This is a genomic window from Burkholderia sp. LS-044 (assembly GCF_004803625.1).
Classification (GTDB): Bacteria; Pseudomonadota; Gammaproteobacteria; order Burkholderiales; family Burkholderiaceae; genus Burkholderia; species Burkholderia cepacia.
The window spans coordinates 167348-191877 of the sequence record NZ_SSWO01000005.1; the positions used below are offsets into that span (position 1 = coordinate 167348).

Annotated in this window: 22 protein-coding genes; 14 read left to right on the forward strand and 8 right to left on the reverse strand. The window is 65.2% G+C overall.

The window, feature by feature from the left end:
- Positions 1-6 precede the first annotated feature (6 nt).
- A complete protein-coding gene (locus tag E9536_RS15070; protein ID WP_021163718.1) occupies positions 7-1206 on the reverse strand; it encodes a glycine C-acetyltransferase in 1200 nt (399 codons plus the stop codon).
- A 161-nt stretch (positions 1207-1367) separates the two neighbouring features.
- On the opposite strand from E9536_RS15070, the gene E9536_RS15075 reads away from it, so the two are divergent.
- From E9536_RS15075 to E9536_RS15085, 3 genes are all read left to right on the forward strand, one after another.
- Positions 1368-1979, forward strand: a complete 612-nt coding sequence (locus E9536_RS15075) for an XRE family transcriptional regulator (RefSeq protein WP_021163719.1) — start codon at positions 1368-1370, stop codon at positions 1977-1979.
- A gap of 140 nt (positions 1980-2119) precedes the next feature.
- Positions 2120-2497 carry a DUF2471 family protein gene (locus tag E9536_RS15080; RefSeq protein ID WP_021163720.1) on the forward strand — a complete coding sequence of 126 codons (378 nt, stop codon included), beginning with the start codon at positions 2120-2122 and terminating at the stop codon, positions 2495-2497.
- Between the two features lie 109 nt (positions 2498-2606).
- Positions 2607-3632 (forward strand): tyrosine-type recombinase/integrase, encoded by a 1026-nt coding sequence (locus tag E9536_RS15085; protein WP_060083908.1) that lies wholly within the window; start codon positions 2607-2609, stop codon positions 3630-3632.
- A 136-nt stretch (positions 3633-3768) separates the two neighbouring features.
- On the opposite strand, the gene E9536_RS15090 is transcribed toward E9536_RS15085, so the two are convergent.
- Positions 3769-4950 carry a DNA-binding protein gene (locus tag E9536_RS15090; RefSeq protein WP_060083907.1) on the reverse strand — a complete coding sequence of 394 codons (1182 nt, stop codon included), beginning with the start codon at positions 4948-4950 and terminating at the stop codon, positions 3769-3771.
- Positions 4951-6772: 1822 nt separating this feature from the next.
- Between E9536_RS15090 and E9536_RS15100 the strand changes: the two genes are divergently transcribed.
- Positions 6773-8140, forward strand: a complete 1368-nt coding sequence (locus tag E9536_RS15100) for a replication initiation protein (RefSeq protein ID WP_021163723.1) — start codon at positions 6773-6775, stop codon at positions 8138-8140.
- Positions 8141-8230: 90 nt separating this feature from the next.
- Here the strand turns inward: E9536_RS15100 and E9536_RS15105 are convergent, their stop codons facing one another.
- Together E9536_RS15105 and parA are read right to left on the reverse strand one after the other, a co-directional pair.
- Complete coding sequence (locus E9536_RS15105; RefSeq protein WP_021163724.1) at positions 8231-9292, reverse strand: ParB/RepB/Spo0J family partition protein; 1062 nt, start codon at positions 9290-9292, stop codon at positions 8231-8233.
- Between the two features lie 23 nt (positions 9293-9315).
- A complete protein-coding gene (gene parA, locus E9536_RS15110) occupies positions 9316-9978 on the reverse strand; it encodes a ParA family partition ATPase (protein WP_027790199.1) in 663 nt (220 codons plus the stop codon).
- 997 nt (positions 9979-10975) lie between these two features.
- On the opposite strand from parA, the gene arsC reads away from it, so the two are divergent.
- Positions 10976-11335 carry an arsenate reductase (glutaredoxin) gene (gene arsC, locus E9536_RS15115; RefSeq protein WP_059523093.1) on the forward strand — a complete coding sequence of 120 codons (360 nt, stop codon included), beginning with the start codon at positions 10976-10978 and terminating at the stop codon, positions 11333-11335.
- Between the two features lie 122 nt (positions 11336-11457).
- Here the strand turns inward: arsC and E9536_RS15120 are convergent, their stop codons facing one another.
- Both E9536_RS15120 and E9536_RS15125 read right to left on the reverse strand, forming a co-directional pair.
- Complete coding sequence (locus tag E9536_RS15120) at positions 11458-11673, reverse strand: zf-HC2 domain-containing protein (RefSeq protein ID WP_059495285.1); 216 nt, start codon at positions 11671-11673, stop codon at positions 11458-11460.
- Positions 11651-12250 carry an RNA polymerase factor sigma-70 gene (locus E9536_RS15125; protein WP_042976293.1) on the reverse strand — a complete coding sequence of 200 codons (600 nt, stop codon included), beginning with the start codon at positions 12248-12250 and terminating at the stop codon, positions 11651-11653. Before E9536_RS15125 ends, E9536_RS15120 begins: the two co-directional genes overlap by 23 nt.
- 365 nt (positions 12251-12615) lie before the next feature.
- Between E9536_RS15125 and E9536_RS15130 the strand changes: the two genes are divergently transcribed.
- On the forward strand, positions 12616-13170 hold the full coding sequence (locus tag E9536_RS15130; protein WP_136470094.1) for an NAD(P)H-dependent oxidoreductase: 555 nt from the start codon (positions 12616-12618) through the stop codon (positions 13168-13170).
- Between the two features lie 45 nt (positions 13171-13215).
- Here the strand turns inward: E9536_RS15130 and E9536_RS15135 are convergent, their stop codons facing one another.
- Positions 13216-15474, reverse strand: a complete 2259-nt coding sequence (locus E9536_RS15135) for a hybrid sensor histidine kinase/response regulator (protein ID WP_059693255.1) — start codon at positions 15472-15474, stop codon at positions 13216-13218.
- Positions 15475-15955: 481 nt separating this feature from the next.
- Between E9536_RS15135 and E9536_RS15140 the strand changes: the two genes are divergently transcribed.
- From E9536_RS15140 to E9536_RS15150, 3 genes are read left to right on the forward strand one after another with little or no spacing between them, the layout of a single operon-like run.
- Complete coding sequence (locus E9536_RS15140; protein ID WP_021161390.1) at positions 15956-16324, forward strand: response regulator; 369 nt, start codon at positions 15956-15958, stop codon at positions 16322-16324.
- Complete coding sequence (locus tag E9536_RS15145) at positions 16317-16943, forward strand: chemotaxis protein CheC (RefSeq protein ID WP_021161391.1); 627 nt, start codon at positions 16317-16319, stop codon at positions 16941-16943. The genes E9536_RS15140 and E9536_RS15145 overlap by 8 nt, the downstream gene beginning before the upstream one ends.
- Complete coding sequence (locus E9536_RS15150; RefSeq protein WP_027790203.1) at positions 16940-17878, forward strand: diguanylate cyclase; 939 nt, start codon at positions 16940-16942, stop codon at positions 17876-17878. Before E9536_RS15145 ends, E9536_RS15150 begins: the two co-directional genes overlap by 4 nt.
- Before the next feature lie 54 nt (positions 17879-17932).
- On the opposite strand, the gene E9536_RS15155 is transcribed toward E9536_RS15150, so the two are convergent.
- Positions 17933-18817, reverse strand: coding sequence for an alpha/beta fold hydrolase (locus E9536_RS15155; RefSeq protein WP_124546469.1), 885 nt, complete (start codon positions 18815-18817; stop codon positions 17933-17935).
- Positions 18818-18992: 175 nt separating this feature from the next.
- Between E9536_RS15155 and E9536_RS15160 the strand changes: the two genes are divergently transcribed.
- The 5 genes from E9536_RS15160 (at position 18993) to E9536_RS15180 (ending at position 24397) form a co-directional block, all read left to right on the forward strand.
- Entirely contained in the window at positions 18993-19325 is a 333-nt protein-coding gene (locus E9536_RS15160; protein ID WP_027790205.1) for a hypothetical protein, read from the forward strand.
- Positions 19326-19584: 259 nt separating this feature from the next.
- Positions 19585-20433 (forward strand): presqualene diphosphate synthase HpnD, encoded by an 849-nt coding sequence (gene hpnD / locus E9536_RS15165; RefSeq protein ID WP_060315939.1) that lies wholly within the window; start codon positions 19585-19587, stop codon positions 20431-20433.
- A gap of 13 nt (positions 20434-20446) precedes the next feature.
- Positions 20447-21700 (forward strand): hydroxysqualene dehydroxylase HpnE, encoded by a 1254-nt coding sequence (gene hpnE / locus E9536_RS15170; protein WP_124672785.1) that lies wholly within the window; start codon positions 20447-20449, stop codon positions 21698-21700.
- A gap of 15 nt (positions 21701-21715) precedes the next feature.
- Complete coding sequence (gene shc / locus E9536_RS15175; RefSeq protein ID WP_021161397.1) at positions 21716-23689, forward strand: squalene--hopene cyclase; 1974 nt, start codon at positions 21716-21718, stop codon at positions 23687-23689.
- Positions 23690-23713: 24 nt separating this feature from the next.
- The gene (locus E9536_RS15180) at positions 23714-24397 is read left to right on the forward strand and encodes a phosphorylase (RefSeq protein ID WP_136470223.1); all 684 of its coding nucleotides are present in this window, start codon (positions 23714-23716) and stop codon (positions 24395-24397) included.
- The last annotated feature ends 133 nt before the right edge of the window (positions 24398-24530 follow it).

Below are 24530 nucleotides of genomic sequence, written 5' to 3' on the forward strand. Positions count from 1 at the left end.
CCTCCGTCAGATCACGCCGAGCGACTTGCCGACGCGCACGAACGCGGCGACCGTCTGGTCGATCTGTTCAGGCGTATGCGCGGCGCTCATCTGCGTGCGGATGCGGGCGCGGCCGCGCGGCACGACGGGGAACGAGAAACCGATCACGTAGACGCCTTCACCGAGCAGCTTGTCGGCCATGTTCGTCGCGAGCTGCGCATCGCCGAGCATCACCGGGATGATCGGATGCGCACCCGGCACGAGCGTGAAACCGGCTTCGGTCATCTGCTTGCGAAACCGCGCGCCGTTCTCGCGCACGCGCTCGCGCAGCTTCGCGCCTTCGTCGCTGCCGAGCAGTTCCAGCACCTTCAGCGATGCCGCGGCGATGCTCGGCGTAAGCGTGTTCGAGAAGAGATACGGGCGCGAGCGCTGGCGCAGCAGCTCGACGACTTCGCGACGCGCGGCGACATAGCCGCCCGATGCGCCGCCGAGCGCCTTGCCGAGCGTACCCGTGATGATGTCGACGCGGCCTTCGACGCCGCAGTGCTCGGGCGTGCCGCGGCCGTGCGTGCCGATGAAGCCGACCGCATGCGAATCGTCGACCATCACGAGCGCGCCGTAGCGATCGGCGAGATCGCAGATGCCTTTCAGGTCGGCGATGATGCCGTCCATCGAGAACACGCCGTCGGTCGCGATCAGCTTGTGGCGCGCGCCCGCTGCATCGGCTTCCTTCAGCTTCGCCTCGAGGTCGGACAGGTCGTTGTTCTTGTAGCGGAAACGCTTCGCCTTGCAGAGGCGGATGCCGTCGATGATGCTCGCATGGTTCAGCTCGTCGCTGATCACCGCGTCGTTCTCGTCGAGCAGCGTCTCGAACAGCCCGCCGTTCGCATCGAAGCAGCTCGAATAGAGGATGCTGTCCTCGGTGCCGAGAAAGGCGGCCAGCGCGCTTTCCAGTTGCTTGTGCACGGTTTGCGTGCCGCAGATGAAGCGCACCGATGCCATGCCGAAGCCGTCCTGGTCGAGGCCGGCCTTCGCCGCGTCGATCAGGCGCGGATCGTTCGCCAGGCCCAGGTAGTTGTTCGCGCAGAAATTGAGCACGCCGGCACCGCCGGCGAGCCGCACGGCTGCCGCCTGGGGACTCGCGATCTCGCGCTCGGTCTTGTAAAAACCGTCCGCGCGGATCTGGTCCAGCGTCCCGCGCACCTGGGCGAGAAAGGCATCACGCATCGCAAAGCTCCTGACAGGGTTTCGCATTCCGCAACGCGCCACTCGTGGCGGCGGCGCAACGGCCTGCTACTGTTATAGTCGGTCGTTCGGTTGACCGCATTTATCCGATATTCCGAACTAGAATTCGAAATACCGAACAACTCTAAGCGAACGGAATCCAAATGGCAAGTTCCTCCGGTTCGCGGCGCACGCCTGCCAGCGCCGCACCGCAACCGCCGGCCGCCACGCCGCCGCGTGTCGGCGAGCAGATCCAGCGGCTGCGCAACGAACGCAAGCTGACACTCGACGACCTGTCGCGCGCAGCCGGCGTATCGAAATCGATGCTCTCCGAGATCGAACGCGACAAGGCCAACCCGACGATCGCCGTGGCGTGGCGGCTGACGAACGCACTCGGCATCACGCTCGACGAGCTGTTCTCGCAACCGAAGGCGCCCGAGACTATCCGCGTCGACGGCCCGCACGACATTCCGACGCTCGCCGGCCATGACGGCCGATACCAGTTGCGCGTGTGGGGCCCGATCGACCTCGCCGGCAAGTTCGAGTGGTACGAGCTGACGCTGCCGGGCGGCGGCGCACTGATATCGAACGCCCACGAGCCCGGCACGCGCGAGCACCTCACCGTGCTGCAGGGCGCGATGGAAATCGAAGCCGCGGCGGCAAGCCGTCGCCTGAAGGTAGGCGACACCGCGCGCTACCCGGCCGACGAGCCGCACGCGATCCGCAATCCCGGCAAGGCCGAGGCGCGGGCACTGCTGATCGTGATACACCGCTGACGGCGCGGATAGCCGGCCGAAAGGCCGATTGCAGGCCAGTTGCGGAAAACACTGTATGTTTGTACAGTATACGGACATTCCGCCATGCATGGGCTGGAGCCGGCGCACCGAGGCGCCTGCCCGGTCGACAGGAGCCTGCAATGACAGAAGAACAAGATTTGGCCGCGCTCAGCTTCAAGGCTGCCGCGCACGACCTCGAGCTGATCGTTCGCCATATCGCCGGGCGTTATATCCGCCAGCGCGTCCCGCTGACGTGGCGCCTGCTGCATGCGATCGAAGCCGAGGCGCTTGCCGATCTCGGCTTTGCCAGCCGGCACGAGGCCGGCATGCGTCAATTGTTCGAACGGCCGTCGGACATGACGTTTCCCGAAACGGACGATCCGATCGACTTCGGGCGCTCGAACGCGCTACCCGCCGTATTTTCGTTCGCGGTTCTCGCATACGAAGCCGCGTCAACCTCGAACGACACCGCGCCTCGCGAGCGGGCTCACCGCCCGTCCAAGGCGTGGGGCGACTGACTGCCCGCCCAGGCCGCCACGCGTGGCGGCCTTGTCCTGCCCCTTGCCTCTTGATGCCCGAGACGTTGCGGAAAGGGCTACCATACACGCAACTAACGGAATAAATCACATGTCTCTTCCCGCCTCTCCCGACATACCGGCACGCCCGGAAGAAATGGATCTGTTCGACCGCGGCGCGTCCGACTGGATCCTCTCTCCCGAAGCTGCATTCGATGCATGGCTCGCCATGCAGGACTATCGTCGCTCATCGGCCGACGTCTATCGCGCGCAATGGGGCGCGTTTCTCACGTGGCTGCGTACGCACCAGAAGAATCTGGCGACGGTCGATACGGCAACCATCGCGAATTTCGTCGGCGAACTCCCGATCCGGAAAACCCAGCGAATGCGCTATCTTCGGCTGATCGAGCGCGTGCTCGACCATATCCGGCGCACCGAATACGCGTCGACCAACCCGGCCCGGTTCATTGCTCAGGATGGCGAAGCGAACTGGCGCAAGGCTCGCGACAACGAACCTACCGGTTTCCTCACGCCGGCCGAGCGCGCGACGTTGCTCACGTACCTGTTTTCGCCGATCGGCGTATCCGGTTCCGCGTACTGGAAAGAGCGGCGCGACCGCGCGCTCGTTGCCGCGTTTCTCGGCGCCGGCATTAAAACCGGCGAAGCTCGTGCACTTACGATTAGTTGCATCAACACGGCTGGAACCTCGCTGCAGATCGAGTCGACGCACCCTGATTTCGCGCGCGAAACCCATCTAGCGTCGTTCGCGATCGCCCTGCTCGAAGCCTGGCTCACCGAACGCAAGCGCCAGGAGATTCCCGGTGAGCTCGTGTTCCCCGCATCCCATGCCGGGCGGCCGATGCACAAGGCGACGATGCTGCGCGCCATCGACGCGATCGTCGAATCCGCCGGGCTCACGTCGTCACGCACCGCACGCGCCAGCCCGCAAACCCTGCGTAATACCTACGCGGCCGAACTGTTCGAACACGACGTGCCGCCCGAACGAGTCGGCAAATGGCTGGGCTTCATGCGACCGATCTCGTCGAACCGACTGCATCGCGCATGGAAGAACTGGCGCGACGGTCTGGCCGACAACAATGCCGACGGTGACGCGTCGGGCATCGACGAAACTCACTGATCCTCAAACAGCTGCTCACGCCAAGCGATCCGTGAGCAGCCTTGTGCGGCACAGCCTCACCGTTCAATCGCTCCCGAAAAACCTCACCTCAAGCTCCCCGGATCGTCTCACCTGTGCAGTGCCGCCGCCCATTGCGTCACGTGCGCACAAAGCGGGCGACGGCTTCCAATCGGGATGGCCATGCGCCCGAAGCGTGTTCGCACTCGGGGCAGGCCACTTCAAAACCCTCTTTTCCGTGTGACAGCTCGGGCTCACCGTCGCAATGCGGACAGTGGGCCGGTACCGGAGTCTCTTGATCCAGTGAGGTGCCGATCGCGGCAAACGCCTCCGCATCCAGTTGCCCGGCATCAGCCAGGCGGCGGATCAGCGCGGCGATTTCCGGATTCATTCCGCGGCTCGCGCGCAGCAAACTCACATCGCGCGTCGCGCGTTCCAGTTCATCTCCCTGGCTGCGCAATTGTTCTTCGAGCCGGTCTGCACGCGCCTTGGCCGCACTCAATTGCTGCAGGAAATCGAATTCCTTGCGCTGAACGTCGCGTAAGCCGTTCTGGTAGGTCGACGCCGTGCTGCGCAACGAATCCAGCTCGACCAGCATCGGCTTGACGCGGCGTTCGGCTTCGGCCACCGCGTCCTTGATTTGCTGCGCGTAGTGCTCGGTGCGCTGCTGAAGTTCGGCTTGAAGCGCATCGATGCGGTCGCGCAGCGTGGCGTTCTGCGCCTGCTCGGCTTCGATACGGCCGGCCGCCGCAGCCAGCTCCTTCTCCAGTCGAGCGACTGTGGTGAGTAACGTTGCTTCGCTTGCCGAACCGTGCGTCGTTTGCGATGCGAGCTGAACTTCGAGCTCGGTCACGCGCGCCTGCAATTGCTCGTTTTTCGCTTCGCCACGTGCGAGCGCGCCTTCAAGCGTCTCCTGGCGGACGATTGCGTCGCGCAACCGCTGTTCGGCGTCGGCCACGCCGGCGCGGACCTGTTCGCGATCGCCATCGAGGCTGTCTCGCGCGGCTTTCAACGCTTCTTCATAGAGTGCCCCGAGCAACGCGCCGGCTTTTTCCTCGACGGCTTTCGGAATTGCGGCACCGTCGAGCCTGACCTTGGAGGCGGAACGGATGCGCTCCCAGAAATGGTCGATGTCTTTCGGGATATCGCTGGCGCTGCCGGTCTGGGTGAGATCGCGGACGTTGGCAGCCGACGGCCGGATGCCAAGATCGAAGAACAACCGCTTGCATGCATGCAGCGACAATTCCTGCCGTCGCGCACCTCTTGCACGCAGCGATTCCAGTTCGTCCCGAATGGTTTGGCGTATTTCGTCCAGGGTCATCGCTGTGCTCACAGACATTGAAGTGTGTCAATCATAACGAAATACGTACTTATCGATACTTGTTTCGGCTCGGCGTTGTGAATTTACGTCGCTTCGCACAGAAATCGGATCTGTGAGCCGATCTGGTCGACTGTGGTCCAGGATTCCGTGAAACAAAGCGAAGAAAGTTAGCCAAGTCCTTGTCGTGCAAGCGTTTTTCTGTCGATCCCGAATTTCGGCATTTGTTTCACATGACAACGGCTCCCGTTGTCTGTCGGTGTTCAGGGGTTGGGGTGTCTGTGGAAAACTCTGCAGCCGATGTCTTGAGAGTATTAGAAGTAAACACCCTTGAACCCTTAGTTAAAAACGTTAACGCCACGGCACAGCCTTATGCTGCAAGGCTTTCCGGCCGACAAGGTGAAGTTTTACGGGAGCCAAGGTGATCTTCTGCGGGAGCTGAAGTGATGGGGTTCAGGGAGCTGCGTGAGCCGTTGCGGGAAAGGTCGTGAGCGGATTCGGGATCACAGTGAAACATGAGATTTCCCAAAGGTGAGGCTTTTCGGGGCCTCACAGCCACAGAACCCACGCTGTGCCTGACTGCACAGTTTTCTGCCTGTGCAGACATAGGTGAGAATTTGCGGGACCTTCTTTGCGCCCCGATTCTGCCCATCTTTTAGGCAGTTTCTGTGAAAGGTGAGGTTTCACGGGACTCCGCGGGCGTTTGGTGTGAGGATTTCCGGGAAAGGGACGCCATTTTGCACAGCAAAAGTGCTCTCATGGGCCTGTGATGCACTAAAGGTGAGGTTTTTCGGGAGGGAAATCCGGGTTTTCCTGCCCGGATCCCGCTGAGGTGAGCTTTTTCGGGGCATGGATCACAGACTGTGATTCGGGCCACAGGTGAGCCTTTCCGGGAATGGAATTTGCCCGAAAAATGGTCAAAGGTGAGCGTTTTCGGGATCCGTGGACGGCCGAATTGGCCGAAAAGCCCGCCAGGACTGGAAGAAATCTCGTTTTTGCTGTGCCTCTTTTTGGTACAGGTGAGATTTTTCGGGGGGCGACATACCGTTGTCGTATGAAGGATTTCCGTCGAAAGGTGAGGATTTTCGGGGGGTGTCGGCGGTGCACAGCCAAATGCCTTCTGTGCATAAGTATCGGAAGGCATTGAGGTTTTTGATACCGCGTCAGTTACGGTGAGGTTTTTCGGGAGCCATTTCCGTGCCAGAAGTGGCACAGCGATTTTTCGGTAAGGTGAGCGTTTTCGGGAGGCTCTGATGGCGGATCCCGCGCGTGCCGGGCATTCGTCGGCAGTCAGATGAATGAACATGCTGTGCTCAAGGTGAGTTTTTTCGGGACCCGATACGGTTTGTGCGCTGTACAATGCGCGCCCGGGCCGACACAGCAGGTTCGTTCGGGTCCCGCGGGCCGGTTTGGCGGGCGTCTTCCGGGGCGGCGAACCCGATCACGATCGCCCGGAGAGTCGCGCCTGTACATGCATACAGGCCTGAACGGGTCGTATCGGGAAGTGCGATGAGGTGGGATCACAACCCTGTGCCGAACTCACGGCAGCGCAGTCGTAAAATTACGACAAATCGAAAGGTGAGCCGATACGGGAGTGCATTTCGCACGTTCCGGGCACAGGTGAAATTCTGTGAATCGGCGCATCCCGCAGCACGTCTGGACGAGTCCGGAACGCTGCAAATCCGGACCGGTGAGGATTTTCGGGAGCGCCTGGGGTGAGTGCCGTTTTACACGCGCACTTCACCCGCTATGGTGAGCATGTCGTTCTGGACGCACTTCACCGCAGACGCTATCCTTCCGGAAAACTTCTCCTCCGACCCGACGTATGGCCACGACGAAGCGCGCCAAGAAAACCGATGTGGATGTGGTGAGTGCCAGTTCAGCCGAATTGCGTAAGGCCGTCGAGGCGATCGCAATTCAGCCGAAGAGCGGCAAGATCACGCTCCTCACTCGCAAGCTGTTCAATGTCCTGCTGGCCGTGGCGCAGCAGGCCGACGACTCGGGCGATACGTATCGCGCGCTGCTCTCGGACATCGTCGCCAACTCCGCCTTCGATTCGAACGACACCGCGCTGGTGAAGGAACACCTGCGCCGCATGGTGTCGGTGCAGGTCGAATGGAGCACGGGGACGTCGAGCCAGAAGCCGGGACGCAAGTGGGGGATCTCGACGCTGATCGCCGACGCCGAAATTCTCGAGGATCCGGCGACCCGCCGCGTGTGGGTCGAATTCTCGTTCGCGCCGAAGATCAAGAAAAAGCTGCTCGACCCGGTCCAGTACGCGCGCCTGAGCCTGCAGTTCCAGAGCCAGCTGCGCAGCAGCGCCGGCCTCGCGCTGTACGAAATCTGCGTGCGCTACCTGACGAACCCGAGCCACCTGACGATGCGTGAGCCGTGGGAATGGTGGCGGCCGATCCTGTCGGGCACGCCCGACACGGAAGCCGGCGACGAAGCGAAACGCGAGTACAAGTACTTCAAGCGCGACTATCTGCGTCCCGCGATCGCGGAAGTCAACGCGGTCACCAACATCTTCGTCGAGCTGATCGAACACCGTGAAGGGCGTCGGGTCGCGGAGATCCAGTTCCGTGTGACCGAGCGCAAGCAGCCGATGCTCGCGCTCGACGAACATCCGAACGTGTTCGACAGCACGCTGGTCGACCGGATGGTGAAGATCGGGATCCCGCTGAAGGAAGCGCAGACGCTCTATGCGGACAGCGAGGAAAACCGCATTCGTGCCGCGCTGCAGATGACCGAGCAGCGGATGCGCAGCACGACGCTGCCGCCGGTGCGCAGCGCGCCGGCGTTGTTCAAGGATGCGCTGAAGAAGGGTTATGCGCCGCCGGTCGAATCGGTCGACGCACTGCCTGCCGGCACGCCGCCTGCGAAGATTGCGGCGGCCCAGCCGGACGACCTGAAGGCACGCCTGTTGAGCGAGTTCGCTGCGTTCCGCCGCAAGGAAGCGAAGGTGCTGTACGAAGAGCAGGGCGACGCCGAGCGCGAAGTGGCGCGCGAGTCGTTCGAGTCGGAGGCGCTGCCGACGATGGGCACCCATCTGCGCGACGACTGGCGCAAGCGCGGCCTCGATTCCAAGCTGGCCGAGACGGCCTTTTTCGACTGGCTGGCCCAGAAGACCTGGGGCGAGCCGACGGACGGCGACCTGCTGTCGTTCACGCTGAACCAGTCGCGGGCCGCCTGAGGCCCGCTCAGGCCCGCTGACGGGCCGCCGCCGGCCCCGCCCTCGGTTGGCGGGCCCGGCATCTTCACCAGGCCCAGCCGGCCGTTTCCGTCACTCCGACAACAGCATCCGCTCGAGCTGCTCGAGGATCGCGTCGCGCTTGTCCTTCGGGAGGCCGCGCAGGCGCAGTTCGATGCGATCTTCGCCATACGACTTCAGGTCGCCGACCGACTTGCCGCCAAGCTTGATCTCGAGACGCTGCGCATAGCGCTGACGGCCGGCAGCCTTCGGCGTTTCCTGCGCCGCGACGCGGCCCTTGACGATGTCCGACACCTGGCGCGTGCTGAGATCGTCCGACACGATCTTGTTGATCAGCCGCAGCGTGGCCTCGGTGCCGCGCGCATTGTGATAGCGGCCGACCTGATACGCCATGTTTGAACCGAAGCGATCGGGGCGCGCGACCATTTCCTGCATGATCGCTTCCGGCAGTTTGCCGATCGACAGGGCGACGGCCACCGTCGATTCGTCGAGGCCGAGGTGCTCGGAGAGTTCCTTCTGGCTCTGGAAATGCTTGTCGTCGAGGAAGCGGCGCCACACGACGGCGTTGTCGAACACCGTCTGCGAATCGCGCTGGACGTTGAGATCGTAGCCGAGCTTGTAGCTCTGGATGCCGATCGGCACGTCGATCACGATCGCCTTGACCGACTCCTTGTTGGCTTCCTTCAGCGCCCGCACGCGGCGGCCGCCATCGCTGACGAAATACGTGCCCGGATTGTCGTAATCCGGAATCACGTGGATCGCCTGCTGTTGCCCTTGCTTCGCGAGGTTGACCGCGAGTTCGGCAATCGACGATTTCAGATAGAAGTGCCGCGGATTGAACGGGCTATGCTTGATCGCCTTCAGCGACAGCTCGATCACCTGCCCGGGCGCATAGCGGTTCTCTAGACGCCACGCACGATATTGCGCCGATTCATCGATCGACGGATCGAGCGTGAGCTCGGGAGCGGGCTGCGGCGCTGTGTCTTTCTTCGCGGATTTGGTCGGCGCCGGGGTGGGGGTCTCGGACTTGACGATGCCGTCGATCGCATTGAGTCGATCGAGCGCCGTGCGCTTCTCGCTCGTCGTGATATCCGGGCGCGCTTGGAATCCTTTGGCAAATTGGGAGGGTTTCATGTGACTCCTTTGTGCGCATAAAGTCAGGGCAGCATGGCGACGATTTCGTCGGCGCATGCGCGAATTTCCGTGGCGGCCAGCTTGCCGCCACGATCGTTCATCTGCAGCACGGTCTGACCGAGCGCCATCGCCTGCTTGTACGCCTCCCGGGTCGGGATCTGCGTTTTCAGCAACGGGAAGCCGAGTTCCTCGAGCGCGCGCTTGAGCTCGCGGGTCAGCATGCGCTTCTCTTCGGTCTTGTTCAGCAGGAAGACCGCGCGGAGGTCTTCGTTCATGACCTGCGCCTGCTGGATCAGTTTGACCAGCCCAACGCTCGACCAGTAATCAGCCGGCGACGACGACGTCGGAATCACGGCAATCGATGCGGCCAGCAGGACGACACCCGACACTTTCTCGGTGATCGACGGCGGGCAGTCCACGACGATGATGTCGTAGTCGTTGATGAACTTCTTGATCTCGCGATGGATTTGGCCATCGGCTTCGGCAAGGTTGACGACCGGAAACGGGATGCCGTTTTCGCTGTCGCCGGATGCGCTCGACCAGTGAACCAGCGTGTTTTGACGGTCTGCGTCGATGACGAGGACGCGCTTCCCTTTTTCATGGAACGCGGCACCGAGGTGCATGGCAATCGTGCTTTTGCCGACGCCACCTTTTTGTTGAGTGACTGCAATGATTTCCGCGGCCAATTTTCACTCCTATTTTGGTCGTTGGAATTCTACAGGACGATATTTGAATTTCAATGAAATTGTCGTTCGACAACTACGCATTGGCCATTCGGGCTATCGGTTTATGCGCATAAACGAACCGGAGATGGCGAGTGACCCGACTGGATCGTGTGGCGGATGCCTGCAACGTCGATGAACGGGGCGGGGTTTGAGTCATCCAGTGTGGCGTCGCTGGTGTGAGTAGCGAGTTGCCGCGGGATCGTGGTGTGCTGCCCTTTCGTTCGATGAGGCGGTTGGGGCTGAGAGCTGGAGAGTTTGTGCGCATAAACTCCGCTGAAACCGCGGCTGTCGGCCGCGTGACCGGGGGGAACTGCACCTCTGAGAGTGGAGTGTTAGCGGTATGTCCTGGCCCGGTACACCGCGTTGAGGCGTGCCGCTGAACCCGTGTACGTCGGCACACCTCGCTGCCTTTGGGCGTCTCGTTTATGCGCATAAACTGCGGCCGATGGCGATGGCGAGCGGCGAGCGGCGAGCGGCGAGCGGCGAAAGATCACACCCCGACTGCTCCGGAATCCAGTGCGCGGCGATTGACCAGCGGGCATGTCGACGTAGCAATCGCATCCACGTGAGGACGTTTCCACTGTCACCACGCCGCGAATCGAGAGCTGCCTCGCCCGGCAACCGCCCGCTTTATGCGCATAAACCAACCGACGTACAACGCACCCGCCCGCCTCCTTTCCGGTCGGAACCTCCCATCGTATTGATCTGGCGTGCGGCACCTCGATCCGTCATCCCGCGGCAGAACACCGCTCACCTTTATGCGCATAAACACATCAACGCAACGCCGTGAAGCGCATCCCGAACAGCACTCCCCTCTCATGGTCCGTCGCACGACCTCGTCCATCTGCTTCCGCGAAGCAGCGAATCCACTCGAAATCCCGCGATCCCGCGCCAACCTCCCCGCCCAGACACCCGATGCAGACTGGCTACAATACGGGGCTCTACCCTCCAGGCTTGAATGATGATCACGATCTACCACAACCCCCGATGCTCGAAGTCGCGCGAGACGCTCGCTTTGATCGAGTCGCTGAATACCACCGGTGCGCCTCTGAATGTCGTCGAGTACCTGAAGACGCCACCGACGGTAGAGGAATTGGAAGCGCTGCATCGGCAGCTTGGCCGCCCGGTTCGAGACATGCTGCGCGACGGAGAGGAACCGTACAAGACGCTGAATCTGGCCCGCGCCGATCTGACCGACGCACAAGCCTACGCGGCGATTGCCGCTCATCCGATTCTTCTGCAGCGGCCCATCGTCGTTTATCGCGGCAAGGCCGCCATCGGCCGGCCGCCCGAATCGGTGCAGGCGCTGTTCGAATAATTCTTGCCCGCCGTATTTTTCTGATTGCATCGGCCGGGTACAAACATCGGCATTCGAAGCCGATCCGATCGCCGGACACCATGCGACCACCACCCGGGCGATCGCAACCAAGCAAGCCGCCCCTAGCCTTCCCCGGACGACCCGTCGTCGTCGTCCGGCCCCCGCCCCGCCGCCGCTTTCGCGGCTGTCCGCAGCAGTGCGATCTGACCGCGATAGGCCCTGCAGCCACTGCAGGTCGGCAGGTGTACACGCACCTGCAGGCGCTCGTGCAGGGTCAGATGCCGGTCCAGCGCATCCGACAGCAGTCGCGTCACGTCAGTACATTTCCCCGGCAGCATCTTCGGTCGTCAGTCCTTTTTCACTGAGGCAGGTTCGCAGGCGCGTGCGCGCCCGATACAGCAGCACGCTGCAATGATTCGTCGTCAGCGTCAATTCGCTGCAGATGTCCGTAATCTCGACGTCGAGGAATTCGCGCATCATGAACACGCGCCCGATCTGCTCCGGCAGGTGGTCGAGGCAGGTCTGGAACAGCGTCCAGAACTGCTGCTGCTGCAACAGCGTTTCCGGGCGCGGCCACGGTCGCGGCTTCGCATGCGCGGCCCAGTGCCCGTTTTCCTTGAACAGCTCGCGATCGAGCACCGATTCGCCGTCGAGCTCGGCATCGAGCGCCGACAAGCTCACCGTGCGCTGCCGCGCGCGCAGCACGTCGATCAGCTTGTTGCGCAGGATGCCGAACACCCAGGTCTTGTGGGCCGACAGCCCGGCGAAATCGCCTGCGTGCGACCACGCGGCGGCGAGCGCTTCCTGCACGGCGTCTTCGGCAGCGTCGGCATCGCGGAGCTGGAGTCGCGCGAAGCGCAGCAGGTCGCGCCGCAGTTGCGCGAGATAGGCGGGATCGTCGTATTCGGACGGCATGTCTGGGTTGCGGTGTCTCGAGGCAATCGTGTGCGCCACCAAGCGGGCGCGTCGCGGTGCGAGCAGCTTACTGGGCGCGGTGCCCGCCTGCAATGCATGTTCCGTCACGAATTCACGAAACCGGTCGACGCGCTGCGCTATGCTTGCCGAACCCTGTGTCGCGTGTCGACCTCGACACGCGGCGGGCAGTTTGTAACGTCAGATCATAACGGTCAAGTTATCCACAATTTCTGTGGAAAACCTTGTGGAAAGTCGGCCGGCCGGCCCCGTGGGGCGGTTCGCGGGCTGGCTTGCCTATAAACAGACCTTTGTCGCTCGTTCGGAAGCAATCGATCCGATTCCTCACTCACCGGAAGGAGAATGTCATGCCCTATCGCATCGCTGTGGTCGTCGGCAGCCTGCGTCGCGCTTCGTGGAACCGCGCGCTCGCGCACGCCGTGATCTCGCTCGCCCCCGCCGATTTCTCGTTCGAGTTCGTCGAGATCGGCGAACTGCCGCTGTACAGCCAGGACTACGACGCGGATTTCCCGGAAGTCGCGAAGCGCTTCAAGCAGTCGATCGAAGCCGCCGATGCGCTGCTGTTCTTCACGCCCGAGTACAACCGCTCGATTCCGGGCGTGCTGAAGAATGCGCTCGACTGGGGCTCGCGCCCGTGGGGTTCCAATTCGTGGTCGGGCAAGCCGGGTGCGGTGCTCGGCACGTCGCCGGGTGCGACGGGTACCGCGCTCGCGCAGCAGCACCTGCGCAACGTGCTCGCGTACCTCGACGTGAAGACGCTCGGGCAGCCCGAGATGTTCATCAAGCACGATCCGGCACGCATCGACGATCAGGGCCAGATCGTCAGCGAAGACACCCGCAAGTTCCTGCAGGGTTTCGTCGATCGCTACACGGGCTGGGTGCGCTTGCTGAAGTCGGCCTGAGCGTCGCCCCGTTCATGCCACCGGCGCCGGCCCGCGCGTAGCGGGTCACGTGCCGGCGTGTCGCGCGTGCCGTGCGTCGCGCGCTTCGCGGATGCCCAGCAGGATCTCGTCGAGCAGCGCGATGTCGAACGGCTTCGACAGCACGCGGACGTTGACGGTGCGCGTGCGGTCGAGTTCCTCCGCGTAACCCGTGACGAGAATCACGGGCAGTTTCTCCGGCCGCTTCTCGACCGCTTCGGCGAGGTCGATGCCGTTCAGGCTGCCCGGCATGTGGATATCCGAAATCACGAGGTCGAACGCGTCGTTCGCAGCCGCGCCTTCGATCAGGCGCAACGCGTCGTCGGCGGTGGGCGCGTAGGTCACGCGGTGCCCGAGCAGCGACAGCAGCGCTTCGGTGCCGGCCGCGACTTCGCTGTTGTCCTCGACGAGCAGCACGTGCAGGCCGGCGAGCGCGCCCGTGCCCGCGTCGTGCGCGACCGCCGGCGGCCGTGCGACGACATCCTCGGCGCGCGCGCGCGGCAGGTAGAGGCGCACCGACGTGCCGGCACCGACCGCGCTGTCGATCGTCGCGAGGCCACCCGAGCGTTCGCAGAACGCGAATACCTGCGGCAGGCCGAGCCCCGTCCCCATCCCCTGAGCCTTCGTCGTGAACAGCGGCTCGAACGCGCGGGCGAGCACGTCGGGCGCCATGCCCGAACCCGTATCGTCGAGCGAGATCTGCACGAAATCGCCGGTCAGCGGAAAGCCGTCCTCGCGACGCAGCGTCACGTTGCGCGCGCCGACCGTGAAGCGGCCGCCGGCCGCCATTGCGTCGCGCGCGTTGACCGCGAGGTTGATTACCGCGAGTTCGAGCTCGGCGACGTCGACGCGGATCGGCCACACACCGGGCTCGATCGCGACGACCAGCGACGATTTCGAACCGAGCGACGTCTTCAGCAGTTCGCGGCATGTGCCGACCCATTGCCCGACGTCGATCGTCTCGTTGTGCAGCGGCTGCTTGCGTGCGACGCCGAGGAGCTGGCGCGTGAGCGACTGCCCGTTCTTCAGCGCGCGTTCGATCGCGCCGAGCTCCTTGTCGAGATGCTGGACCCCGCGCCGCCGCACGATCTGCACGTTGCTCGAGATGATCATCAGCAGGTTGTTGAAATCGTGCGCGACGCTACCGACGAGATTGCCGAGCGCCTGCATCTTGCGCGACTGCCGGTACGCCGATTCGATCGAACGGCGCATCGACGCTTCGGCCTGCCAGCGGTCCCACGCCTCCTCTTCCGCCTTCAGCCGCTTGAGCGACAGCCAGATCACCGACCACAGCGCGACCGACGGCGCGAACATCGAGAGGAACAGCACGCTCAGGTGTTCGTACCATTCACGCCAGATCGCCGACGTGCGATACGAGCACGTCACGTAGACGGGATAGCTGCCGACCTGGCGATACGCGACGATCTCGCTGCTCGCGCCGTCGTGGCGCACCCGCACGACACCGGCGCGCGGATCGTTGCGTGCGTCGCCGAACGTGACGGCGCGGTCGGTGTGCGCGAGTGCCGGCGGCGGCGGATACGACGCGATCACCGCGCCGTCCGAGCGCGCGAGCGCCATCGTCATCGGCGTGCTGGCGCCGCCGAGCAGGTCGCGGTAGAACGCGTTGAAATACGACGACTTCAGCGCGATCGACACCATTCCGGCGAACGAACCGTCGCTATGGCGACGCGCGACGCCCGTGTTGAACACGGGAATGTTCTCGAGCTTGAGCGGCCCCATCATCAGCCGCGAGATGTGTTCGATCACCTTGCCGTCGCGAATGCCGGCGAAATCGTCGCGGTTCGCGATCGACGCATAGGGCGCCGGATAGTAGAGGCTGTTCGCGAGCAGCATCCCGCTCGCGCCGAAGATCGACACGGCCGCCACCTGCGGATAGCCGCCGCCGATCGTGTTCAGCGCTTCGTGGATGTCGGACTCCCTGTTGCGCACGGTCGCATCGTCCATGTCCTGCACGAGATCGACGATGCGCGCATCGAGCGTCTCGCTCAGGTCGAACACCTTGAGCGCGTGCTCCTCGGCAACCCGCACGGTGCGCATCGTCACGTCGCTCGCGGCGGCCTCGCGCGTCTTCAGGTCGTTGTACGCCATCACCACGACGTAGATGCAGGGCAGCACGATCGCCGCGACGAGCAGCACGATCAGCGTCACGCGCCGCACCGCGAAATCGTGCTCGGGCGCACCGGACGCATAGTTGCCGTCGTCCTGCCAGTCGTCGGCGGGCGTGGAGGCGGGAGCGTGGGAATCGGCGGGCCGGTCGGACGTCATCGAGGAAGCGGGTGAGGCGAAGGTGCCTGCCATCATAAACGAGTTGCGACGGCCCGCCGAACGGCCCCGGACGCACCCGGACGCAAGTAATCCTGTCGATTTCGACAAGGGGAATTCGTCAGATTGAAAACGCGACGAATCCGGCAGCGCAAACGTACACAAGGAAAAATTTTGCGTGCTTATCTCGAAAATGGTCGCGGCTGTTTTCGGAATGGCGCATGTTCGGACCGATTCTGTCCGAAATGGTGAATATGGCGAGTTGCATCGCCTCCGGTTTACTCCGAGAATCGCGCCTTGCTTTCCCTATGACAGATATCTGCGCCCGCCGGCATTCGCCGCGCGGCGCGTCGCGCGCGCCCGCGTTGCGGCGCCCGCGCGCGGTTGCAAGGCGGCTGCCCGCGCCCGAACGCATCGGCGCCTCAAGAAGTGCGCCGCGCGGTCGTTAACGCGAGAGAGACCATTCCGTATACCGCATCGCCCCATGCCTTTGCCGATTGTAATTGCCGACGATTCGCTGCTCGCTCGCAAACTTCTGACAAAGGCGCTGCCGGGAGGCTGGGACGTCGATGTCGCGTATGCCGCGAATGGTCGAGAGGCCTTGGCGCTGTATCGTGACGGCAAAGCTTCCGTAATGTTTCTGGACCTGACGATGCCCGACATGAGCGGATATCAGGTGCTGGAGACACTGCGCCACGAAGATCTGAACACGTTCGTGATCGTGGTATCCGCCGATATCCAGCCGCAGGCGCAAGCACGCGTGCGCGAATTGGGCGCGATCGCATTCGTTGCCAAGCCCGTGACGTCGGAGGCATTGCTGCCCATTCTCAAGGAGTATGGGTTGTATGCCTGACTCGGTGTTCACGGCGGAGCAACGCGACGCGTTGCAGGAGATCGCCAACCTCGCAATGGGCCGTGCCGCCGCACGGCTCGCGTTGTTGCTCGGGCGCTTCATCGAACTGTCGGTGCCGCGCGTGCGGGTCGTGAAAGCGACCGACGCGGGCGATGCGCTGCGCGAGATGACGGGCATCTACGACAACGTGACCGCCGTGCGCCAGGGCTTCCGTTCCGACATCAAGGGCGAGGCGATCGTGCTGTGCCGCACCGCGAGCATCGCGCGGCTCATGTCGGTCGTCGACCGCACGTTCGGCGAAGGCGTGTACGGCGGGATGGCGACACCCGACGAAGTCGTGTTCGACGTCGCGAACGTGCTGATGGGCGCCTGCGTCGCATCGATCCTCGACGAGCTCGGGCGCAAGCCCGTGTTCTTTCCGCCGGGGCTGCTCGGCGCGAACGTGTCGTTCGACGACGTCTTCCAGCCGACCGAGCTGGCATGGAGCGTGGCATTGCTGCTCGAGGTGAACTTCGGGCTCGAGGACCACGCGTTCCGGGCTCACTTCGTGATGCTGATGGCCGAGGATTCGATCCGGCTGATGGGCGACGCGCTCGACGCGTTGCTGTCCGCGCTATGACGGCCGCTACCCCGTCGCTGAGCGATCTCGTGATCGAGCGGGTGGGCTTCGGCCTGTTCGTGCTCGACCGCGCGATGACCGTGCTGATGTGGAATCGCTTCATGCAGGACCACAGCGGTATCCCGGCCGCCGACGTGATCGGCCGCAACCTGTTCGACTGTTTTCCCGACCTGCCGCGCGCGTGGCTGTCGCGCAAGCTCGAGAGCGTGTTCCAGCTCGGCAGCTTCGCGTTCAGCTCGTGGGAGCAGCGGCCCTACCTGTTCCGCTTCGAGCACGACCGGCCGATCACGGGCGGCGTCGACTACATGCAGCAGGACTGCACGTTCATGCCGCTCACGCGCGGCCGCGACGTCGAGGCCGTGTGCGTGACGATCTCGGACGTCACGCACGTGAGCGTGATGCAGCGTGAGCGCGAGGAAGCGGTCGCGAAGCTGCGCGAACACGCGAATCGAGACGGCCTGACCGGCATCGCGAACCGGCGCTTCTTCGAGGCGCGGCTCGGCGACGAATTCGCGCGCTGGCAGCGCTACGGCGGCGACATGTCGGTGCTGCTGTTCGACCTCGACCACTTCAAGACGATCAACGACCGTTTCGGGCATGCGGCCGGCGACGCCGTGCTGCGCGAGACGGCGCGCCGCGTCGCGTCGATCGTGCGTGCGCAGGATACGTTCGGCCGCTTCGGTGGCGAGGAATTCGCGCTGCTGCTGCCGTGCACGAATCTCGACGAGGCGATGCTCGTGGCCGACAAGGTGCGCGATGCGATCGGCAGCGTGCCGGTCGATGCCGAGGGCGTCAGCGTGCCGGTGACGGCGAGTGTCGGCGGCGCGTGTGCAAAGGCGGGTGCGCCCACTTGCGACGTGCTCGTCAACGAGGCCGACGCCGCGCTCTATCGCGCGAAGCGGCTCGGGCGCGACCGCTCGGTGGCCTACGCGTAGGCGCACCCGCACGGCCCTGCTGCGCGGAGCGGATGCGCCCCGCGCGTGCCGTGCTCAGCTTTTCGCGATGTCGGCCAGCACGCCGGCCAGGACGGCCGGCTGCGACATGAACGGCGAATGGCTGCTGTCGAGCTGGTGCACGTGGGTCGGGTTGCCGGGCGCGAACGCGTCGGCTTCGTCGATGAAGCGCTGCTGCAGCGCGGGCAGGATCACGCGATCCTGCAGGCACTTGATGTAGTGGCGGTCGATCGCGCCCCAGCGCGCGGCCGTCGTCGGGATCGCGGTCGCGAACGGCGCGGCCGGCACGTCGCAGGTCATCAGGTTCGCGACGGCTTCGAAGTCGGCTTGCGGCACGTCGTCGTACAGCGCGCGCTTCGCGAGCTCGCGATATGCGGTATCACCGCTGCGCGGATCGATGCGCAGCGCACCGGCGACGCGCGGGCTCGCCAGCATCAGCGGGCCGAGCATCTCACCCTTGTTCTCGGGCGCGCGCACGTAGTCGAGGCCCGGCACGCCCGACGCGGGCATGAAGGCCGAGAGATAGACGATCTTCGCGATTTTCCCGGGCGCGCGTTCGGCAGCCGCCGTGATCGCGAGGCCGCCCATGCTGTGCCCGACGAGCACGACCTTGCCGTGGCCGAGCGCGTACGCGTCGTCGACCGCCTGCATGACCTGCGTCGCGTAATCGTCGAGCGTCGTGTTCGCGACCGGCGACGGCTCGGCGCCGAACGCATCCTTGTCGAGCGGGCGGGAGAAGTAGGAAGCCGGAAAGCGGGCGTTGATGCCGTGCGCCGGCAGGTCGCGCGCGATCGACAGGTGGCCGCGTTCGGCCAGCGCGGCCGCAACGTGCGCATAGCACCACGCGCCGTGCCAGGCGCCGTGCACGAGCACGAAAACGGGATGATCGGACTGCGGGGTGGCGCTTGCGTTCGTCTCCATGGTGTCCGGGTCTTCAGATTTTGAGAAAGGTGTCATCTTAGACGAACCCGCGCGCACCCAGACGGGCCGCTTTCGATCTGTCCCTTTTGTCTCGTACAGGCCACATTTCGTCCGTATCCGATATGAATTTATCCCGAAGCGCGCTAATTTGTTGTTTTGCCCGCGATTGCGCCCCATGAACGTCGACTATCTCTTCTATCGGAAGCCGAACAAACCCGGCCCCTATTCGCTCGACGACCTGGGCGACATCGCGCCGCCGATCGGTCCGGGCGACCTGATACGCGCGGGCATCGCGCGTGTTTTCGCGCAGATCGACTGGCAGGAATCGCCCGACGTGCCGGGTGCGTGGTTCGGCACGGGCGGCGCGGTGTTCCAGTTCACCGCGGAGCCCGACGGCCACGTGACGAGTTTCATGGGCTCGCGCCTCGAGCGTCGCTCGATGTTGCAGCTCACGCGCGAAATGGGGCTCATTGCGCTCGACCTGCAGCGCGACATCGTCTACGGCTGACGCACCGCCGGTGCAGGTTCCTGCCCGGGCCGGGCGCCCTTGCCGGCCAACGGCCTCCGGCATGCCGCCGCATGCGGCGAGTGTCCGCCATCGAACTTCAAAGATTGCTATACTTTCGCCCAATTCCGGCTTCCGGCCGGTAATTTGTGCCTGTCTGCGTCGATCGTTCGCATATCTCGCACGCATTTGACGCCCTGACCATCCCAGCCGGGCATGGCTTCTTCAATCGCCCCGCGTGGGTGTCTCCGTGGAGCTTGTCTTGGCCGTTTCCAATTCCGTCGTGGACGAACAAGAAACCGACGCCGCTGCCGTCACATCGGGCAGTTCTTTCTATCTTGCGATGCGCATCCTGCCGGCCGTGCAGCGCGATGCGATGTTCCAGGTCTATGCGTTTTGCCGCGCGGTCGACGACATCGCCGACAGCGACCTGCCGCGCGCCGAGCGCAATGCGGGCCTCGATCGCTGGCGCGCCGACATCGACGCATGCTACGCCGGCCGCCCGCCGCGCCATCTGGCCGCGCTCGACCGCGAGATCCGTGCATTCAACCTGCAGCGCGACGATTTCCACGCGATGATCGACGGGATGGCGATGGACGCGGTCGAAGACATCTGCGCGCCCGACGAGCCGACGCTCGACCTCTTCTGCGATCGCGTGGCGAGCGCGGCCGGCCGTCTGTCGGTGAGGATTTTCGGGATGCCTGAAGCCGAAGGGATCAAGCTGTCGCATCACCTCGGCCGCGCGCTGCAACTGACCAACATCCTGCGCGACATCGACGACGATGCGGCGATCAACCGCTGCTACCTGCCGCGCGAGCTGCTCGCGCGCGAAGGCATCGCGATTACCGACCCGGCGACGATCGTGCGCGATCCGGCGCTGCCGCGCGTGTGCGCGACGCTCGTCGAGCGCGCGCTCGAGCATTTCCGCCAGGCCGACGCAGTGATGGATACGTGCCCGCGTGCGCAGGTGAAGGCGCCGCGCATCATGTCGGGGGCGTATCGCTGCATTCTCGAAGCCGCGATAGCACGCGGCTTCGCCTACCCGCGCGCGCCGCTGCGCAAGCCGAAGGCGCGCATGCTGATGATCGCCGCGCGCTACGCGCTGTTCTGAGTCGACCGAGTCGATGCCCAGGACCGTCCACGTGATCGGCGCCGGCCTTGCCGGCCTGTCGGCCGCGGTCGAGCTGCAACGCCGCGGGCGGCGCATCGTGCTGCACGACGCGCACGCGCATGCGGGCGGCCGCTGCCGCTCATGGTTCGACGGGACGCTGAACACGACGCTCGACAGCGGGCTGCACACGGTGTTCGCGGGACAGCCCGCGACGCAGCGCTACCTGCGTGCGATCGGCGCGGCCGACCGGCTCGCGGGGCCCGCGCTGCCTGAATTCCCGGTCGTCGACGTCGCGTCGCAGCAGCGCTGGACGCTGCGCTTCGGCGACGGGCGCTGGCCGTCGTGGCTGTTCGATGCCGCATCGCGTGCGCCGGGCACGACGCCGCTCGACTACCTCGCGCTCGCCCCGCTCGCGTTCGCGCGCATGGGCCGCTCACTCGCACAGACGATGCGATGCGACGGCATGCTGTGGGAACGTTGGCTGCGGCCGTATTTCCTCGGTGTGCTGAACGTCGAGCCGCGCCACGCGAGCGCCGAACTCGCGCGTGCGGCGCTGTGCGGCACGTTTGCCGCGGGCGGCCCCGGCTGCCGTCCGCTCGTCGCGCGCGATGGTCTCGGCAGCGCATTCGTCGAACCGGCGCTGCGGATGCTGCAGCACGGCGGCGCGCAGATCCGGCTGAACTCGCGGCTCGACGCGCTCGAATTCGGCGCGCACGGCAATGCGGTCGATGCGATCTCGGTCGGCGGCGAGCGGATCGATCTCGCACCGGGCGACGCCGTCGTGCTGGCCGTGCCGCCCGAGGTCGCGCAGCCGCTCGTGCCCGAGCTCACCGCGCCCGACACGTTCAGCGCGGTCGTGACCGCGTACTTCGCGATCGAGGCGCCGGCCGGCACGCCGTTGCAGACGGCGGTCGTGAACGGTGTCGTCGATGCGGTGCGCACCGGCGGTGGCCAGCTCGCGGCGACGATCCGCGACGCCGGCCACTGGCTCGACACGCCGCGCGACACGCTTGCGCGGCGCATCTGGGAAGACGTCGCGCGCGTGACGGGCGCGAACCCGGAAACCATCCCCGCGTGGCAGCTCGTCGTCGAGCCGCGCGCGGGCTTTGCGGCGGTGCCGTCGCAGGAAATGAAGCGTCCGGCCGTGCGTACGCGCTGGACCAATCTCGTGCTGGCGGGCGACTGGATTGCCACCGGCTTGCCCGCCACGATCGAGGGCGCGATTCGCTCCGGCCAGCTGGCCGCGGACGTGCTCCAGACACAGTAAGCAACAGAGGGACCGATGAACGATCTCACCGAAATGGCTACCTTGTCCGCCGGCACCGTGCCGGCCGGCGTCGATGCGGCCGTCGCGCGTGCGACCGACGCGCTGCTGGCCGCGCAGAACGCGGACGGCCACTGGGTCTACGAACTCGAAGCCGATTCGACGATTCCCGCCGAATACGTGCTGCTCGTCCACTATCTCGGCGAGACGCCGAACGTCGAGCTCGAACAGAAGATCGGCAAGTATCTGCGCCGCATCCAGCAGGCCGACGGCGGCTGGCCGCTGTTCACCGACGGCGCGCCGAACATCAGCGCGAGCGTGAAGGCGTATTTCGCGCTGAAGGTGATCGGCGACGACGAGAACGCCGAGCACATGCAGCGTGCGCGCCGCGCGATCCACGCGATGGGCGGCGCCGAGATGTCGAACGTGTTCACGCGCATCCAGCTCGCGCTGTACGGCGCGATTCCGTGGCGCGCGGTGCCGATGATGCCGGTCGAGATCATGCTGCTGCCGCAGTGGTTCCCGTTCCACCTGTCGAAGGTGTCGTACTGGGCGCGCACCGTGATCGTGCCGCTGCTGGTGCTGAACGCGAAGCGCCCGCTCGCGAAGAACCCGCGCGGCGTGCGCATCGACGAGCTGTTCATCGATCCGCCCGTCAACGCCGGCCTGCTGCCGCGCCAGGGTCACCAGAGCCCCGGCTGGTTCGCGTTCTTCCGCGTGGTCGACCATGCGCTGCGCGCGGCTGACGGCCTGTTCCCGAACTACACGCGCGAACGCGCGATCCGCCAGGCCGTCTCGTTCGTCGACGAGCGCCTGAACGGCGAGGACGGCCTCGGCGCGATCTATCCGGCGATGGCCAACGCGGTGATGATGTACGACGTGCTCGGCTACGCGGAAGATCATCCGAACCGCGCGATCGCACGCAAGTCGATCGAGAAGCTGCTCGTCGTGCACGACGACGAAGCGTATTGCCAGCCGTGCCTGTCGCCGGTGTGGGACACGTCGCTCGCCGCACATGCGCTGCTCGAGACGGGCGACGCGCGGGCCGAGGAAGCCGTGCTGCGCGGCCTCGAATGGCTGCGCCCGCTGCAGATCCTCGACGTGCGCGGCGACTGGATCTCGCGCCGCCCGCACGTGCGGCCCGGCGGCTGGGCTTTCCAGTACGCGAACGCGCACTACCCGGACGTCGACGATACGGCGGTGGTCGCGGTGGCGATGGATCGCGCGCAGAAACTCCGGCAGAACGACGCGTATCGGGATTCGATCGCGCGCGCGCGCGAGTGGGTCGTCGGGATGCAGAGCAGCGATGGCGGCTGGGGCGCGTTCGAACCGGAAAACACGCAGTACTACCTGAACAACATCCCGTTCTCGGATCACGGCGCGCTGCTCGATCCGCCGACGGCCGACGTGTCGGGCCGCTGCCTGTCGATGCTGGCGCAGCTCGGCGAGACGCCGCTGAACAGCGAGCCGGCGCGCCGCGCGCTCGACTACATGCTCAAGGAGCAGGAACCGGACGGCAGCTGGTACGGCCGCTGGGGGATGAACTACGTGTACGGCACGTGGACGGCACTGTGCTCGCTGAACGCGGCCGGCCTGACGCCGGACGATCCGCGCATGAAGCGCGGCGCGCAGTGGCTGCTGTCGATCCAGAACAAGGACGGCGGATGGGGCGAGGACGGCGACAGCTACAAGCTGAACTATCGCGGCTTCGAACAGGCGCCGAGCACGGCGTCGCAGACGGCCTGGGCGCTGCTCGGCCTGATGGCGGCCGGCGAGGTGAACAACCCGGCGGTGGCGCGCGGTGTCGACTACCTGATCGCCAACCAGAACGAAGAAGGCCTGTGGGACGAAGCGCGCTTCACGGCGACGGGCTTCCCGCGCGTGTTCTACCTGCGCTACCATGGCTATCGCAAGTTCTTCCCGCTGTGGGCGCTCGCGCGCTATCGCAACCTGAAGCGCGACAACACGACGCGCGTCACGTTCGGGCTGTAACGCGTGGCGACGCAATCCACCGGCATGCTGCCCGTCATCGCCGTGACGGGGATGGCGTTCGAGGCGCGCATTGCGCGCGGCGACGGCGTCGAAGCGGTCTTCGCCGCGCGCGCCGACCGGCTCGAACGCGCGCTGACCGAGGCGACCGCGCGCGGTTGCGCGGGCATCGTGAGCTTCGGCACCGCGGGCGGGCTCGCGCCCGACCTGGCGCCCGGCGCGCTCGTGATCGCGAACGCGATCGACGGGCCGTTCGGCCGCGTCGAGACCGATACGCGCTGGAGCACGCGGCTCGTCGCCGCGCTGCACGACACGCCGGTGTGGGCGCGCGTCACGCGCGGCACGATCGCGGCCGTGGGCGCACCGGTCGTCAGCGAACAGGAAAAGATGTCGCTGCATCGCGCGAAGGGCGCGCTCGCCGTCGACATGGAGTCGCATATCGCGGCGGCCTTCGCGGCGGCGCGCGGTGTGCCGTTCGCGGTGTGCCGCGCGATCGTCGATCCGGCGTGGCGCACGTTGCCCAGCGCGGCGACGGCCGGCCTGCGCGACGACGGCAGCACGGCGATCCTGCCGATCCTGCGTGAGCTGCTGAAGCAGCCGTCGCAGCTCGGCCCGCTGCTGCAGGTGGCCAGCGACGCGCGCGCGGCGCGCACGACGCTGATCCAGGCGCGGCACGCATTCGAGCGTGCGGGCGCGATGCGGATCGTCTGAGCGGCGTTCGCCGCTTTTCTTACCCCTCCCTTCCCGGCTTTCCTTCCGGTTCTCGCGGACAAATCGCGGACAAAAAAAGAGCGCTGCAGATTTGAACTGCAGCGCTCTTTTTCCTTGCGGCGGTAGCCGTTGC

What these genes read in the sequence shown, in the direction of transcription:
- E9536_RS15070 (WP_021163718.1), bottom strand. Translation starts at nt 1,206, where the DNA reads ATGCGTGATGCCTTTCTCGCCCAGGTGCGCGGGACGCTGGACCAGATC.
- E9536_RS15075 (WP_021163719.1), top strand. Translation starts at nt 1,368, where the DNA reads ATGGCAAGTTCCTCCGGTTCGCGGCGCACGCCTGCCAGCGCCGCACCG.
- E9536_RS15080 (WP_021163720.1), top strand. Translation starts at nt 2,120, where the DNA reads ATGACAGAAGAACAAGATTTGGCCGCGCTCAGCTTCAAGGCTGCCGCG.
- E9536_RS15085 (WP_060083908.1), top strand. Translation starts at nt 2,607, where the DNA reads ATGTCTCTTCCCGCCTCTCCCGACATACCGGCACGCCCGGAAGAAATG.
- E9536_RS15090 (WP_060083907.1), bottom strand. Translation starts at nt 4,950, where the DNA reads ATGACCCTGGACGAAATACGCCAAACCATTCGGGACGAACTGGAATCG.
- E9536_RS15100 (WP_021163723.1), top strand. Translation starts at nt 6,773, where the DNA reads ATGGCCACGACGAAGCGCGCCAAGAAAACCGATGTGGATGTGGTGAGT.
- E9536_RS15105 (WP_021163724.1), bottom strand. Translation starts at nt 9,292, where the DNA reads ATGAAACCCTCCCAATTTGCCAAAGGATTCCAAGCGCGCCCGGATATC.
- arsC (WP_059523093.1), top strand. Translation starts at nt 10,976, where the DNA reads ATGATGATCACGATCTACCACAACCCCCGATGCTCGAAGTCGCGCGAG.
- E9536_RS15120 (WP_059495285.1), bottom strand. Translation starts at nt 11,673, where the DNA reads ATGCTGCCGGGGAAATGTACTGACGTGACGCGACTGCTGTCGGATGCG.
- E9536_RS15125 (WP_042976293.1), bottom strand. Translation starts at nt 12,250, where the DNA reads ATGCCGTCCGAATACGACGATCCCGCCTATCTCGCGCAACTGCGGCGC.
- E9536_RS15130 (WP_136470094.1), top strand. Translation starts at nt 12,616, where the DNA reads ATGCCCTATCGCATCGCTGTGGTCGTCGGCAGCCTGCGTCGCGCTTCG.
- E9536_RS15135 (WP_059693255.1), bottom strand. Translation starts at nt 15,474, where the DNA reads ATGACGTCCGACCGGCCCGCCGATTCCCACGCTCCCGCCTCCACGCCC.
- E9536_RS15140 (WP_021161390.1), top strand. Translation starts at nt 15,956, where the DNA reads ATGCCTTTGCCGATTGTAATTGCCGACGATTCGCTGCTCGCTCGCAAA.
- E9536_RS15145 (WP_021161391.1), top strand. Translation starts at nt 16,317, where the DNA reads ATGCCTGACTCGGTGTTCACGGCGGAGCAACGCGACGCGTTGCAGGAG.
- E9536_RS15150 (WP_027790203.1), top strand. Translation starts at nt 16,940, where the DNA reads ATGACGGCCGCTACCCCGTCGCTGAGCGATCTCGTGATCGAGCGGGTG.
- E9536_RS15155 (WP_124546469.1), bottom strand. Translation starts at nt 18,817, where the DNA reads ATGGAGACGAACGCAAGCGCCACCCCGCAGTCCGATCATCCCGTTTTC.
- E9536_RS15160 (WP_027790205.1), top strand. Translation starts at nt 18,993, where the DNA reads ATGAACGTCGACTATCTCTTCTATCGGAAGCCGAACAAACCCGGCCCC.
- hpnE (WP_124672785.1), top strand. Translation starts at nt 20,447, where the DNA reads ATGCCCAGGACCGTCCACGTGATCGGCGCCGGCCTTGCCGGCCTGTCG.
- shc (WP_021161397.1), top strand. Translation starts at nt 21,716, where the DNA reads ATGAACGATCTCACCGAAATGGCTACCTTGTCCGCCGGCACCGTGCCG.
- E9536_RS15180 (WP_136470223.1), top strand. Translation starts at nt 23,714, where the DNA reads ATGCTGCCCGTCATCGCCGTGACGGGGATGGCGTTCGAGGCGCGCATT.